Source organism: Rhizobium sp. BK379 (genome assembly GCF_014193955.1).
In the GTDB taxonomy this organism is placed as follows: Bacteria; Pseudomonadota; Alphaproteobacteria; order Rhizobiales; family Rhizobiaceae; genus Rhizobium.
In genome coordinates, this window is sequence record NZ_JACIAD010000005.1 from 184,639 (window position 1) to 198,271 (window position 13,633).

The following is a 13,633-nucleotide window of genomic DNA, read 5'->3' on the forward strand; positions in this document are numbered from 1 at the left end:
CGGCCATTCGGTTACGGAACTATATAGGGCGATTTCTGTTGGCCAAAACCATCATCGATCTGAAACACGCCGATTTGACGCTCGGTAATGCTGCTGCCTCCGTGCATGTGCTGAAAGGCATCGATCTGGAGATCAGCGCCGGCGAATCCGTCGGTATCGTCGGCCCCTCGGGCTCCGGCAAGTCCACCCTGTTGATGGTGCTTGCAGGCCTTGAGAAACTCGACAGCGGCGAAATCAATATCAACGATACGCCCCTGCACGCGCTGAGCGAGGATCAGGTCGCCGATTTCCGCGGCCGCAACATCGGCATCGTCTTCCAGTCCTTCCATCTGATCGCCAATATGACGGCGCTGGAAAATGTCGCCGTCCCCCTCGAGCTCGCCAATGTACCCAATCCCTTCGAGATCGCTCGCCGTGAGTTGGCATCCGTCGGGCTCGCCGAACGTCTGAACCATTATCCGGGTCAGCTCTCCGGAGGGGAACAGCAGCGCGTTGCAATCGCCCGCGCGCTCGCGCCGTCACCTGCCCTGCTGATCGCCGACGAACCAACCGGCAATCTCGATACCGATACCGGACGGCAGATCGCTGATCTCCTGTTTTCCAAACAGGCCGAACGCGGCATGACCTTGCTGCTCGTCACCCACGATATTGGTCTCGCCAATCGCTGCTCACGCCAGATCCGCGTCCGCTCCGGACGCATCGAAGGCGACAGCGCCGTCCGCCAGTCCGAGGCGGCGATTGCATGACGATCATCACGCCGCATATCTCGCTCGCCTTCCGTCTGGCCCTACGCGAGCTGCGCGGCGGCCTGAAGGGTTTCTACATCTTCCTCGCCTGCATCGCACTCGGCACCGCCGCAATCGCTGCCGTCAACTCGGTCTCGCAATCGATCACCGATACGATAGCCTCGCAGGGGCAGGAGCTTCTGGCAGGTGATGTCCGCTTCGAGCTCAACAACCGCGAAGCCACGCCAGAGGAAATGAATTTCCTCCGCGGCCTCGGCGAGGTCTCCGTTTCCACCGGTCTACGTTCAATGGCCCGCAAGCCCGATGGTTCGGATCAGGCGCTGGTCGAGGTGAAGGCCGTCGACGGCGCCTATCCGCTCTACGGCACTTTTGAAGCGCAGCCGAATTATCCGCTCTCCTCGCTGCTGTCAGGAGAAGGCGGCACATACGGCGCGGTCGTTGCACCGCTGTTGCTGGAGCGGTTGGGATTGCAGATCGGCGACGAACTGCTGCTCGGCAACGTCAAGCTCAGCATCACAGGCACGGTCAAGACCGAGCCCGATGCGCTCTCGGAAGGTTTCGGCTTCGCCCCTCGCATGCTCATCAGCCGAAACGCACTGCAGGCGTCCGGCCTGATCCAGACGGGCAGCCTTGTGGAACATGTCTACAAGATCAAGCTGGAAGACCGCAGCACGATGAGCGGCATCCAGGCGCGCGCCACCAGGGAATTCCCGTCAGCCGGCTGGTCGATCCGGACCAGCGATCGCGCCGCCCCGTCGCTGACGGAAAACATCACCCGCTTTTCGCAGTTCCTCACGCTGGTCGGCCTCACCGCATTGATCGTCGGCGGTGTCGGCGTCGCCAACGCGGTTCGCGCCTTCCTCGATGCCAAACGGACGACGATCGCCACCTTCAAATGCCTGGGCGCGCCCGCCGCCGTCGTGGTCTGGATCTATCTCTTCCAGATCGGCATTATCGCGGCAGCCGGCATCCTGATCGGTCTCGTGTTCGGCGCATTGTCACCAATGCTGGCTGCGCAGTTCCTTGCCCAGTTCCTGCCGGTTTCCACCGATCCGACGCTCTATCCCGGCGCTCTGCTTCTTGCGGCCCTCTTCGGCATGCTCACGACGCTTGCCTTTGCCATCCTGCCGCTCGGCCATGCACGCGAGGTGCCGGCAACCGCACTCTTCCGCGAACAGGGGTTCGAGGCACGCCGCTTGCCCTCCTGGCCCTATGTGCTACTGGCCGTGCTCTTCATGGCAGCACTCGCAGGCCTCGCCATCTTTACCGCCTATGATCGCTTCATCGCTGTGGTTTTTGTCGGCGCCATCATTTTCGCCTTCGTCATCCTGCGGCTGGTCGCGGCTTTGATCGCCTGGGTGGCGCGTAGAAGCCCGCGCGTCAACTCGCCGGCGCTGCGGCTGGCGATCGGCAACATCCATCGCCCCGGAGCACTGACGCCCTCCGTCGTTCTCTCGCTCGGTCTCGGCCTTGCGCTGCTCGTGACGCTGACGCTGATCGACGGCAATCTGCGCCAGCAATTGACCGGCCGTATGAATGAAGGCGCGCCGAATTTCTTCTTCGTTGATATCCAGGGTGCCGAACTCGATACCTTTCGCGACCTGATCCACACCCGGTCACCAAATGGCAAACTGGTGGAAGTGCCGATGCTGCGCGGCCGCATCATCGCCTTTAACGGCCAGGACGTGACCAAGATGAATGTTCCTGCGGCCGGCCGCTGGGTGCTCAACGGCGACCGCGGCATCACCTACGAGGAAAGCCCGCCGGAAAATTCGACACTTGTCGAAGGTCAATGGTGGCCAAAGGATTACAGTGGCGAGCCGCTCGTTTCCTTTTCCGCGGAAGAGGCGCATGAACTCGGCCTGAAGATCGGCGATACCGTGACTGTCAACGTCCTCGGCCGCAACATCACGGCCAAGATCGCCAATCTGCGGCGGGTCGAGTGGGAATCGCTGTCGATCAACTTCGTGATGGTCTTCTCGCCGAACACCTTCCGTGGTGCCCCGCATGCGTGGCTGGCGACACTGACCGACCCTGCCTCGACCGAGGCGGAGGACGCCGCGATCCTGAAATCCGTGACCAATGCCTATCCGACCATCACCAGCGTGCGTGTCAAGGACGCGATCGATATCGTCAACCAGTTGGTCGGCGAGCTTGCGACCGCCATCCGCGCGGCAGCATCCGTTGCACTCATCGCCTCCGTTCTCGTGCTGGCCGGCGCACTTGCCGCCGGAAATCGAGCGCGCACTCATGATGCTGTGGTGCTGAAAACGCTTGGCGCGACGAGGGCCATGCTGATCCGTGCCTTCAGCTACGAATATCTCATCCTCGGTGTGGCCACTGCGATTTTCGCGCTCTTTGCCGGCGGTGTTGCTGCCTGGTTCATCGTCAGTCGCATCATGCGCCTGCCCTCCAGCTTCATGCCTGATGTCGCGGGTCTCACGCTTGTCACCGCCCTTGTATTGACCGTCGGCATCGGCCTGATCGGCACCTGGCGCATCCTTGGACAGAAGGCAGCACCCGTTTTGCGCGAGTTGTGACGGGCAAGGGGCCTAAATCCCTTCACCTTACGGCGATTTAACCGAACGGCAGATTGCAAAGGCCTTGTTTGAAAAGGGCGAAAGCCTCATATTGTCAGCAGGCATGCTGGAAGCTCCGCAGCGGCGCCCGGGTCGTAAACCCGACACCGTATTTCCATCGGAGCTTGTAAGAGGAAACTATGGCTGATCTTCGTAACTACCAAAGCCGTGCACAAACCGGCGAAGTGATTGATCAAGGCCTCCGCGCTTATATGCTCAAGGTCTACAACCTGATGGCGCTGGGTCTGGCGATCACTGGTTTGGCCGCCTATTTCGCATTCACCTTCGCCGTCCAGGACGGCCAGCTCACCCAGTTCGGCCAGGTCCTGTACCAGTCGCCCCTGCGCTGGGTCGTGATCCTTGCGCCTCTTGCGGCGGTCTTCTTCCTGAGCTTCCGCATTAACCGCATGAGCGTGGCTGCGGCTCAGACAACCTTCTGGGTCTATGCTGCACTGGTCGGTCTCTCGCTGTCGTCGATTTTCCTGATCTACACGCAGTCGAGCATCACGCAGACCTTCTTCGTGACCGCGGCCTCCTTCGGTGCGCTGTCGCTCTACGGCTACACGACCAAGCGTGACCTGTCGGCGATGGGCTCGTTCCTGATCATGGGTCTCTTCGGCCTGATCATTGCTTCGCTGGTCAACATCTTCCTGGCTTCGTCGGCCCTGCAGTTCGCAATCTCCGTGATCGGCGTGCTTATCTTCGCAGGCCTCACCGCCTACGATACCCAGCGGATCAAGGAAATGTATTATGAAGCAGACGGTTATGACGTCGCTGGTCGCAAGGCCATCATGGGCGCCCTCACGCTCTACCTCGACTTCATCAACCTCTTCATGTTCCTGCTGCAGTTCATGGGCAACCGCAAGTAAGCAGGCTGGACTGAAACACGAAAAGGCGGCTTCGGCCGCCTTTTTTGTTGCGGGCACCTCGCTGGAATGCTTCAACGTGGGCTGTCATCCAACGGTGCCGATCGATCCGAAATGCCCCCTCTCCTGCGCGACGCTCTTGCCTCCGATCTTCCTGCCATTACCGAAATCTATCGCGAGTCCGTACTGAACGGCACATCGAGCTACGAGATCGTGCCGCCGACCGAAGCGGAAATGACGGCGCGCTACTGCGCTATCAGGGAGCAGTCCTATCCTTATATCGCCGCAACGGCCGAGGACGGCACGCTGCTCGGTTATGCCTATACATCGGCATTCCGCACCCGTCCGGCCTATCGCTGGCTGGTCGAGGATTCGATTTATCTCGGCACGGAGGCGCGCGGAAAGGGCATCGGCAAGTTGCTCCTCGGAGAGCTGATTTCACGCTGCACCGTCTCTGGCTTCCGCCAGATGACAGCCGTCATCGGCGGCGCGAGCGCGGCATCGATCGCGCTTCACCGGTCGCTGGGTTTCGAAGAGATCGGTCTGATGAAAGGTGCCGGCTACAAGCACGGCCGTTGGCTGGATACGATGCTGATGCAGCGCAGGCTTGGCGAAGGAACAGAAACCCATCCCGATCCCGAGGCCTATCCAGGCACCCTGTTCAAGGGATGATATGGCCTATTTGTCGACGAGCTTCAGCGACTTGTCGAAAACCTTCAGAACAGGCCCAAGTTCGTGGCCGCGCTTCAGAATCACGCCGTTGAAGTTTACCACCGAATAGGCGCCCTGCTTGGCGGCAAGCTTCGGGTTCTTCTCGATGCGGAAGAGCGGCATTTCGCCTGAACGCTTGAAGACGGAGAATACCGCCTTCTCCCTGGTATGGTCGATCGCGTAGTCTTTCCACTCGCCCTCGCCGACCATGCGGCCGTAGATCCACAGAATCTGGTCGAGTTCCCGCCGGTGAAATGTCACCGGCATCGGGTCCTTGTTTTGTCTGTATTCCTTGAGATCAACGACGGTTGAAGAGCTATTGTCGACGGAGCGGCTTTCGCCGTGTCGCAAATCCGGCGTATCTGTCATCAGACTCCCAAGACCTCCACGTGTGACAGGAGAGTGACAGTTTGCCCGAGCCACGACAAATTGCAAGGGCGCCGACTATCACACTGGGGACGAAACCGGCTTTCTCGGCGGTGCCGCAATTCAGACAAAACAGCGCCTCATTTGCAAGAGAACTATAGGCTCCAGTTTGGCGCCAGCGCGCCAAAGGGCCCGGCGGAGCGTATCGACCTTAACCCCAGCCCCGAATACGCTTTGCCGGGCCGCCTAACTTTCATCCGCAAGCGAATGAAATCCTTATATATTTTTTCCTGCCATGACGACCGTCGCGCCGAGGATCGCTCCCGGATCGCCGTTGTCAGTCACAGACTGCAAGAGAATCGCTGATCCCTCGAGATCCGGTTTTTCCATGACGCTCGCCGGCAGAGTGAGCGTTGTGGCCTTGCCATCCCACATGCCGACGGTCTCCACGTCGGTGACACTGTGGAGGTACGAGATCTTCTGGCCGCTGTTTTCGCCCTTCTCGACGTCGATCGTTTTTTCCTTGTCGAAATAGACCATCACGACATTGGCCTTGCCTTGGCCCGCACCCAGCTTGATCTCCATTTCGTCACCACGCATGTGGGCACTGACAGGAACGGTCAGGCCTTTGCCGTCGTTGGCGTAGCCATTTATCTTGCCGTTGATACCGGCAAGATCGGCACCTGCGAGATGGTCCCGGCCATTGACGATGGCCTGGGGCGTATAGACGTTGCTGCGCCCCATCATACGGGCATAGCCGTACTGCCGCTCGGTATTTTCCTTCGAGCTCAACGTGTCGGCCCAGCCGAGATAATTCCAATAGTCAACATGATAGGCGAGCGCGATGACGTTGCCCTGGCTGACGAGCTTGCGGAATGCAGCATCGGCAGGCGGACAGGAGGCGCAGCCCTGCGCCGTGAACAGTTCGACGACGCCTTTCGGCGTGCCGTCTTCGGCCATGAGAGGACCTGCAAAAGCAAGCCCGACGATCAGCGGGATCATAAAACGCGGGGACATTCACCAGCACCTCTTTTTCAGTGCCGGCAATCCTGACCGCCGGCTCTGAGATATGAACGTACGAATAATCCTTCCGGCTCCAAACGCAAAGTCACGAACGGGTGAGACGAAGCCCCAGGCCGCAGGCTGCTGAAACACATCGGCGTGAGCAGTGATACCGACCTGTTTTGCGCAAAGAAAAACCGCCGGAAATTGCTCTCCGGCGGTCATTATCAGTCAAGTATCTTAAAAATCAGGCTGCGAGATCGCGCAGAACCGTCTGCAGGATGCCGCCATTGTTGAGGTAGACAACCTCGTCCAGCGTGTCGACGCGCGACACCAGCGGAACGTCCTTCACCGTGCCGTCGGCATAGGTGATCTTGGCGATCTTCTTTTCGCGCGGCTTGATGTTTTCGAGGCCCTCGATGGTGACGAGTTCGTCGCCCTTCAGGTCGAGGCTCTGCCAGGTCGTACCCTCTTCGAAGACGAAGGGAATGACACCCATGCCGACCAGGTTCGAACGGTGAATACGCTCGAAGCTCTGGGCGATCACGGCCTTGACGCCGAGCAGGTTCGTGCCCTTCGCAGCCCAGTCACGCGACGAGCCATTGCCATACTCCACGCCGGCGAAGATGACGAGCGGAACACCCTCGGCCTTGTACTGCATGGCCGCATCGTAGATCGAGGTCTCTTCCTTGGACGGGTAGTGGATGGTGTAGCCACCTTCCTTGCCGTTCGCGCCAAGCATGAAGTTGCGGATGCGGATATTGGCGAAGGTGCCGCGCATCATGACTTCATGGTTGCCGCGGCGCGTTCCGTACTGGTTGAAGTCGGCGACGGCGACGTCATGGCCGAGCAGGTAGGCGCCTGCCGGCGACGCAGCCTTGATCGAACCGGCCGGAGAAATGTGGTCGGTGGTGATCTTGTCGCCGAAGAGGCCGAGAACACGTGCACCCTTGATGTCGGATGTGCCCGTACCCTTCTTGCCCATGCCGACAAAGTACGGCGGGTTCTGGACGTAGGTCGAATCGTCGTCCCAGGCATAGGTCTGGCCCGGAGGAACCTGAACGGCCTGCCAGTTTTCGTCGCCCTTGAAGACGTCGGCATACTTCGTTTCGTAGAGTTCGCGGGTGACGTACTTCTGGATGAAGTCCTGCACTTCGTGCGAGGTCGGCCAGATGTCCTTCAGATAGACCGGGTTGCCGTTCTGGTCTTCACCGATCGGCTCCTTGGTCAGGTCCTTCTGCACCGTGCCGGCGAGCGCGTAGGCGACGACCAGCGGCGGCGAAGCGAGGTAGTTCGCCTGAACGTCCGGCGAGATACGGCCTTCGAAGTTGCGGTTGCCGGAGAGCACGCCGGAAACGATCAGGCCCTTGTCGTTGATCGTCTTGGAGATCGGTGCCGGCAGCGGACCGGAATTGCCGATACAGGTCGTGCAGCCGAAGCCGACGAGGTTGAAACCGAGCTTGTCGAGATCGGCCTGCAGGCCGGACTTGGCGAGATATTCGCCGACGACTTGCGATCCGGGAGCAAGCGAGGTCTTGACCCACGGCTTGGTCTTCAGGCCCTTGGCAACGGCGTTGCGGGCGAGAAGGCCGGCAGCGATCAGAACCGACGGGTTGGACGTGTTGGTGCAGGAGGTGATGGCAGCAATCGCCACGTCACCATGGCCGAGATCGAAATCCGTGCCTTCGACCGCATAGCGGTTATTGAGCTGGCCGGGCTTCTTGTAGTCGGCATCCATCGAGCCGGCGAAACCGGTGGCGATGTTTTCGAGTGCGATTCGGCCTTCCGGACGCTTCGGGCCGGCCATCGAGGGAACGACGTCGCCGAGGTCGAGTTCCAGCGTGTCGGTGAAGACGAGGTCGGAACCGTCGCCGTCGCGCCACATGCCCTGTGCCTTCGAATAGGCTTCGACGAGTGCGATCCGGTCATGCGTACGGCCGGACATCGTGAGGTAGTTGATGGTTTCGCCATCGACCGGGAAGAAGCCGCAGGTTGCGCCATATTCCGGACCCATGTTGCCGATCGTCGCGCGGTCGGCGAGCGGCATGTTGTCCATGCCCGGGCCGAAGAATTCGACGAACTTGGAAACGACGCCCTTCTTGCGCAGCATCTGCACGACGGTCAGAACGAGGTCGGTCGCGGTGACGCCTTCCTTGAGCTTGCCAGTCAGCTTGAAACCGATAACCTCAGGCAGCAGCATCGAAACCGGCTGGCCGAGCATGGCGGCTTCAGCTTCGATACCGCCCACACCCCAGCCGAGAACGCCGAGGCCGTTGATCATCGTCGTATGCGAGTCGGTACCGACGCACGTGTCCGGATAGGCGATCGTCTCGCCGTCCTCTTCCTTCGTCCAGACGGTCTGGCCGAGATATTCGAGATTGACCTGGTGACAGATGCCGGTGCCCGGAGGAACGACGCGGAAATTCTTGAACGCCTGCTGGCCCCATTTCAGGAAGCGGTAGCGCTCGCCGTTGCGCTGGTATTCCAGCTCGACATTCTTGGCGAAAGCCTGCGGCGTGCCGAATTCGTCGACGATGACGGAATGGTCGATGACGAGGTCGACGGGAACGAGCGGGTTGATCTTTTCCGGATCACCACCAAGAGAAACCATCGCGTCGCGCATTGCGGCAAGGTCAACGACGGCGGGAACGCCGGTGAAGTCCTGCATCAGCACGCGGGCCGGGCGATAGGCGATCTCGTTCTCGACGGCGCCCTTGTTGTTCAGCCATTCGGCGACGGCGAGGATGTGCTCCTTGGTGACCGACTGGCCGTCTTCGAAGCGCAGCAGGTTTTCCAGCAGCACCTTCATCGAATAGGGGAGCTTCGAAACGCCGGGCAGGCCGTTTGCCTCAGCCTTCGGCAGGCTGTAGTAGACGTAGTCCTTTCCACCAACGGAAAGCGTGGACCGACAATTGAAACTGTCAAGAGATTTAGACACGAGAGACCCCGTTTCTGATAGCCAACACAGTCGTGCGAACGCCTATGCACTTAATGCACATCAGGATGCGGGTACGGCCATTTCCGCTGTCCGCACGTGAGGAGAAACCTCAAGTTCGGCGCAAGGATGATATTCACGCCGACCGCTGGCGTGGTTGCAGGTCTTATAGATAATTTCGTAAAGACTTGCCATAGCGACAAGGTCAAAATTGGACATTTTTTGAGCCCGCCCGAGAGCGCCAACGAAGAAAGAGCCGATGCATGCATCTCATCGCTGAAAATCTGGCGGCCCGGCGCGGGGAAGATCTGATTTTCGTTAACGTTTCCTTTCACTTGCAGCCCGGCGAGGCACTGATCCTGACAGGCAAAAACGGATCGGGAAAGTCCACTTTATTGCGCGTGGTGGCCGGTCTTTTGAGGCCCGAAAAAGGCTCCGCTACAGTCAGTGATTCGCCAGCCGGCGAAAGGCGTCCGGCGGCCGAAGCGAGCCACTACCTTGGCCATCGGAATGCAATGAAGACGGAACTTACGGTTGCAGAAAATCTGGATTTCTGGCGATCCTTCCTAAGTTCTGGCACGAGAACTGGCCTGGGCACCGAAGAGGCCGCGGAAGCGGTCGGCCTGTCCGGCATCACGCACTTGCCCTTCGGCTACCTCTCGGCCGGCCAGCAGCGTCGCTTCGCCTTCGCCAAGCTTCTGGTTTCCCATCGCCCGGTCTGGATCCTGGACGAGCCGACCGCAGCGCTGGATGCGAATGCGGACAGGCTGTTTGCGCAATTGATCGAAGCGCATTTGACGGAAGGCGGGATTGTCGTCGCCGCGACGCATCAGCCTCTTGGACTGGAAAGGGCCAGGGAAATGAGAATGACCGGCTTTGCCGGCGTCGAGCAGGGAGTGTGGGGATGATCGCCCTCTTTCTCCGCGACCTCCAGCTTTCCGTCCGCGCCGGCGGCGGCGCGCTCATCGGCATTCTTTTCTTCCTTACTGTCGTTGCTGTCATTCCCTTCGGTGTCGGCCCGGATCTCGCGCTTCTCTCGCGCATCGGGCCTGCCATCGTCTGGATTGGCGCACTGCTCGCCGCCCTTCTCGGGCTCGATCGCCTGTTCCAGGCGGAGCGAGACGACGGCTCACTCGACCTGATGCTGATGCAGGACACACCCCTGGTTCTGACGGTGCTCGTCAAATGCGCCGCTCACTGGGCGGCAACCAGCCTGCCGCTGGTCATTGCCTCGCCGCTGCTCGGGCTCTTCATGAATATGAATGAGACGGCGATCGGCGCCACCATGCTCACCCTCCTCGTCGGCACGCCGGCAATCACCTTCATCGGTGCCGTCGGTGCAGCCGTTGCCGTCGCGCTGCCCCGAGGCGGACTGCTGGTCTCGGTACTCATCCTGCCGCTGACGATCCCGGTACTGATCTTCGGTGTCAGCGCCACCTACGCGGCGGTGGTTGGACCGTCACCCTTTCTGCCGCCGTTTCTGATACTCATTGCCCTGACACTCTTCTTTGCGGTGATAGGCCCGGCTGCCGCCGCACTGGCACTTAGAAACACGGCGGATTGATCCGCGCTTCGATTGCGGCTCCCAGCGGATCAAGGTAAGGAAGCGGATATGAGCGAAACGAGCCTTGCCATCAGCAAATTCAGCGATCTCGCCAACCCGACGCGGTTTCTGGCGCTGGCATCGCGCGTCATTCCATGGCTGGCCGGCATTACGGCCCTCTGTTTCATCATTGGCCTCTATCTGAGTTTCTCGACCGAGGGCGACTACCAGCAGGGCGAAACGGTACGCATCATGTATGTGCACGTTCCCTCCGCCTGGCTCTCCATGATGTGCTATACGATCATGAGCATTTCGGCGATCGGCACGCTGGTCTGGCGTCATCCGCTGGCCGATGTTGCGGCCAAGGCTGCCGCTCCACTCGGCGCCGCCTTCACGCTGCTTGCGCTGGTTACCGGCTCCCTCTGGGGCAAACCCATGTGGGGTACGTGGTGGGTTTGGGATGCGCGGCTCACGTCCGTCTTTATTCTCTTCTTGATGTATCTCGGCCTGATCGCGCTCAACCGCGCCATGGACGAGCCTTCCAAGGCTGCTCGCGTCACTGCCATCCTCATCCTCGTCGGCTTCGTCAACATTCCAATCATCAAGTTCTCGGTCGACTGGTGGAATACGCTGCATCAATCGGCAAGCGTTCTGCGCCTCGACGGACCAGCAATCGATCCGGAATTCCTGCGCCCGCTGCTGGTCATGGCGATCGCTTTCACCCTGCTCTTCTTCACGCTGCATCTGATGGCAATGAGAAACGAGATCTGGCGACGCCGTATCGCCTCCCAGCGTCGCATGGCCGCGCGTATGGCAAACCGGGAGGAATAGCGGTGGGTTCTTACGCTTTCTACGTCTACGGCTCCTATGGTTTCGCCGCACTGGTGACACTTGCAGTGACGCTCTGGACCTGGGCTGACGGGCGCGCGCGCCAGAAGGAACTGGCAGCACTCGAAGCCGCCGGCATCCGCCGCCGTTCCGCCCGACCAAAGGACGCCGAATGACCGAAACCCCGCAAGAAAGTAGGCCGCGGAGCGGCGGCTTCAGCCGCTACGCATTTGCACTGATCCCGCTCGTCGTCTTCGGTGGCATCGCCGCAACGGCTGCTAAAATGCTCTACGAACAGGATTTCCATGGCAAGAACATCGCTGAAATCCCCTCCGCATTGATCGGTACCAGGGCGCCGTCACTGAACCTACCGCCGCTCGAGGGCTCCAACCTGCCGGCACTGACGGATGAAGCAATCAAGGGCAAGCTCACCCTCGTCAACGTCTTTGCATCCTGGTGCATCCCTTGCCGTGACGAGCATCCCCTTCTCAAGCAGCTTGCCGAGGACGGGCGACTGAACATCGTCGCCATCAACTACAAGGATAAGAACGAGAACGCCTTGCGTTTCCTCGGTGAACTCGGCAATCCCTACCACGCCATCGGCATCGACCCGAACGGCAAGGCGGCGATCGACTGGGGTGTCTACGGTATTCCAGAGAGTTATCTCGTCGCACCTGACGGCACGATCATTTATAAGCGTGTCGGCCCCTTCGACGATATCAGCCTCAGGGAAGGCCTCTTTCCAGCAATCGAAAAGGCGCTGGGCAAGCCTGTTTCCTAGACGCCGCCCTGCCATATCTTGATCGCCTCGACGGGCCAGATCAGCATAATCACGTTCAGCGTGAGATTGTCGCGGATCACGTAGCCGGTGAAAATCTCGAAGAAGATCGCGATTGCCACCGTCAACGCCACCGGCGCTCTTGAAGCGAAAAAGAAGCCGACGGCCATGAAGATCGTATCCATCGCCGAATTGATGATGCTGTCGCCGTAGTAATCGAGCGAGATCGTCGCGGTTCGGTAGCGATCGATGATCAGAGGTGAATTCTCCAGAAGCTCCCAGCCGGATTCGATGACAACGGCCAGAAACAGGCGCGCCGCAAGCGGCTTGCCGCGAAGCACGAGATGCGCCAGCCCGTAAAACAGGAAGCCATGGATGATATGCGACGGCGTGTACCAGTCGGACAGATGCTGTGAATTGCCGCTGGAATTGACCGTCCCTTCCCACAGCTTGATGTAGCCGCAAGTGCAGATCGGAACCCGGCCCATCATATATTCGGCAATGATCTGGAGGATCAGAACCGCGAAACAGGCGGAAAACCAGAATATCTGATGCCGTGACCGGTCGGCGCCGTCGATGACAGTCACTTCTCGCTTTCAGCCTCGGTGGAAATGCTGTGCTTCAGCACCAGCGGCATCTGCGCCATGGTGAAGATGATGGTGATCGGCATCGTGCCCCAGACCTTGAAGGCGATCCAGAAATTGTCAGAGAAATTACGCCAGACGACCTCGTTCAGCACCGCAAGGAACAGGAAGAAGATGCCCCAGCGGATCGTCAGCTTGCGCCAACCTTCCGCATCGAGCTGGAAGGCCGCGTTGAAGACATAACCGAGCAGCGACTTGCCGAAGGCGAGGCCGCCAAGCAGGGTAAAGCCGAAAAGCGCATTGACGATCGTCGGCTTCATCTTGATGAAGGTTTCATTCTGCAGCCAGATCGACAACGAACCGAAGATCAGCACGACGATCCCGGAAACGAAGGGCATGATCGGCAGATGGCCGAGCACGACCTTGGAAACCACCAGCGAGAGAATGGTTGCGCCCATGAAAAGCCCGGTCGCCACGAACAGCGGACCGCCGAGCTCAGCCAACGCCGGAAAACGGGCGACGAGCCATTCCCCACGCAGATTGGCAAAGAAAAAGACCATAAGCGGCCCGAGTTCCAGCGCCAGTTTCAGAAGCGGATGATGCCGGTCTGCGGCGCTCGGAGTAATATCGCTTTCAGTCGTCATGCTCTTTCAAACCTGCTTTTTGCAATGCATGCAAGCCATCAACGGCTAATC

General features: G+C 59.9%; 14 protein-coding genes. 9 read left to right on the forward strand and 5 right to left on the reverse strand.

Translation table 11 applies throughout. From position 1 onward, the window contains the following. Positions 1 to 38: 38 nt before the first annotated feature. The 4 genes from FHT93_RS22640 (at position 39) to FHT93_RS22655 (ending at position 4,863) form a co-directional block, all read left to right on the forward strand. On the forward strand, positions 39 to 746 hold the full coding sequence (locus tag FHT93_RS22640; RefSeq protein ID WP_113013305.1) for an ABC transporter ATP-binding protein: 708 nt from the start codon (positions 39 to 41) through the stop codon (positions 744 to 746). Beyond that, positions 743 to 3,286: an ABC transporter permease gene (locus tag FHT93_RS22645; protein WP_183849555.1), complete on the forward strand. Its 2,544-nt coding sequence runs from the start codon at positions 743 to 745 to the stop codon at positions 3,284 to 3,286. The genes FHT93_RS22640 and FHT93_RS22645 overlap by 4 nt, the downstream gene beginning before the upstream one ends. Before the next feature lie 179 nt (positions 3,287 to 3,465). Continuing rightward, positions 3,466 to 4,194: a Bax inhibitor-1/YccA family protein gene (locus FHT93_RS22650; RefSeq protein WP_113013307.1), complete on the forward strand. Its 729-nt coding sequence runs from the start codon at positions 3,466 to 3,468 to the stop codon at positions 4,192 to 4,194. 111 nt (positions 4,195 to 4,305) lie between these two features. Continuing rightward, positions 4,306 to 4,863 (forward strand): GNAT family N-acetyltransferase, encoded by a 558-nt coding sequence (locus FHT93_RS22655; RefSeq protein WP_183849556.1) that lies wholly within the window; start codon positions 4,306 to 4,308, stop codon positions 4,861 to 4,863. 6 nt (positions 4,864 to 4,869) lie between these two features. On the opposite strand, the gene FHT93_RS22660 is transcribed toward FHT93_RS22655, so the two are convergent. From FHT93_RS22660 to acnA, 3 genes are all read right to left on the reverse strand, one after another. Next, positions 4,870 to 5,271: a DUF2794 domain-containing protein gene (locus FHT93_RS22660; protein ID WP_112545652.1), complete on the reverse strand. Its 402-nt coding sequence runs from the start codon at positions 5,269 to 5,271 to the stop codon at positions 4,870 to 4,872. 273 nt (positions 5,272 to 5,544) lie between these two features. Then, the gene (locus FHT93_RS22665) at positions 5,545 to 6,285 is read right to left on the reverse strand and encodes a thioredoxin family protein (RefSeq protein ID WP_112970795.1); all 741 of its coding nucleotides are present in this window, start codon (positions 6,283 to 6,285) and stop codon (positions 5,545 to 5,547) included. 232 nt (positions 6,286 to 6,517) lie between these two features. Beyond that, entirely contained in the window at positions 6,518 to 9,208 is a 2,691-nt protein-coding gene (gene acnA, locus FHT93_RS22670) for an aconitate hydratase AcnA (RefSeq protein ID WP_112545654.1), read from the reverse strand. A gap of 260 nt (positions 9,209 to 9,468) precedes the next feature. On the opposite strand from acnA, the gene ccmA reads away from it, so the two are divergent. The 5 genes from ccmA to FHT93_RS22695 are packed head-to-tail and all read left to right on the forward strand — an operon-like array spanning position 9,469 to position 12,357. Next, entirely contained in the window at positions 9,469 to 10,113 is a 645-nt protein-coding gene (ccmA, locus tag FHT93_RS22675; RefSeq protein WP_183849558.1) for a heme ABC exporter ATP-binding protein CcmA, read from the forward strand. Further along, positions 10,110 to 10,769 (forward strand): heme exporter protein CcmB, encoded by a 660-nt coding sequence (gene ccmB / locus FHT93_RS22680; protein ID WP_183849560.1) that lies wholly within the window; start codon positions 10,110 to 10,112, stop codon positions 10,767 to 10,769. The genes ccmA and ccmB overlap by 4 nt, the downstream gene beginning before the upstream one ends. Positions 10,770 to 10,817: 48 nt before the next feature. Beyond that, complete coding sequence (locus tag FHT93_RS22685) at positions 10,818 to 11,579, forward strand: heme ABC transporter permease (protein WP_113204331.1); 762 nt, start codon at positions 10,818 to 10,820, stop codon at positions 11,577 to 11,579. 2 nt (positions 11,580 to 11,581) lie between these two features. Further along, positions 11,582 to 11,752 (forward strand): heme exporter protein CcmD, encoded by a 171-nt coding sequence (ccmD, locus tag FHT93_RS22690; protein ID WP_112545658.1) that lies wholly within the window; start codon positions 11,582 to 11,584, stop codon positions 11,750 to 11,752. Beyond that, the gene (locus FHT93_RS22695) at positions 11,749 to 12,357 is read left to right on the forward strand and encodes a DsbE family thiol:disulfide interchange protein (protein WP_183849562.1); all 609 of its coding nucleotides are present in this window, start codon (positions 11,749 to 11,751) and stop codon (positions 12,355 to 12,357) included. The genes ccmD and FHT93_RS22695 overlap by 4 nt, the downstream gene beginning before the upstream one ends. Here the strand turns inward: FHT93_RS22695 and FHT93_RS22700 are convergent. Next, on the reverse strand, positions 12,354 to 12,941 hold the full coding sequence (locus tag FHT93_RS22700; protein WP_112545660.1) for a DUF2585 domain-containing protein: 588 nt from the start codon (positions 12,939 to 12,941) through the stop codon (positions 12,354 to 12,356). The two genes, FHT93_RS22695 and FHT93_RS22700, sit on opposite strands and share 4 nt — an antisense overlap. Then, entirely contained in the window at positions 12,938 to 13,582 is a 645-nt protein-coding gene (locus FHT93_RS22705; protein ID WP_112545661.1) for a septation protein A, read from the reverse strand. The genes FHT93_RS22700 and FHT93_RS22705 overlap by 4 nt, the downstream gene beginning before the upstream one ends. Positions 13,583 to 13,633 lie beyond the last annotated feature (51 nt).

Bases quoted from the DNA above. Each gene is read 5' to 3' on its own strand.
- FHT93_RS22645 (WP_183849555.1), top strand. From the start codon at position 743: ATGACGATCATCACGCCGCATATCTCGCTCGCCTTCCGTCTGGCCCTA.
- FHT93_RS22650 (WP_113013307.1), top strand. From the start codon at position 3,466: ATGGCTGATCTTCGTAACTACCAAAGCCGTGCACAAACCGGCGAAGTG.
- FHT93_RS22655 (WP_183849556.1), top strand. From the start codon at position 4,306: ATGCCCCCTCTCCTGCGCGACGCTCTTGCCTCCGATCTTCCTGCCATT.
- FHT93_RS22660 (WP_112545652.1), bottom strand. From the start codon at position 5,271: ATGACAGATACGCCGGATTTGCGACACGGCGAAAGCCGCTCCGTCGAC.
- FHT93_RS22665 (WP_112970795.1), bottom strand. From the start codon at position 6,285: ATGTCCCCGCGTTTTATGATCCCGCTGATCGTCGGGCTTGCTTTTGCA.
- ccmA (WP_183849558.1), top strand. From the start codon at position 9,469: ATGCATCTCATCGCTGAAAATCTGGCGGCCCGGCGCGGGGAAGATCTG.
- ccmB (WP_183849560.1), top strand. From the start codon at position 10,110: ATGATCGCCCTCTTTCTCCGCGACCTCCAGCTTTCCGTCCGCGCCGGC.
- FHT93_RS22685 (WP_113204331.1), top strand. From the start codon at position 10,818: ATGAGCGAAACGAGCCTTGCCATCAGCAAATTCAGCGATCTCGCCAAC.
- FHT93_RS22695 (WP_183849562.1), top strand. From the start codon at position 11,749: ATGACCGAAACCCCGCAAGAAAGTAGGCCGCGGAGCGGCGGCTTCAGC.
- FHT93_RS22705 (WP_112545661.1), bottom strand. From the start codon at position 13,582: ATGACGACTGAAAGCGATATTACTCCGAGCGCCGCAGACCGGCATCAT.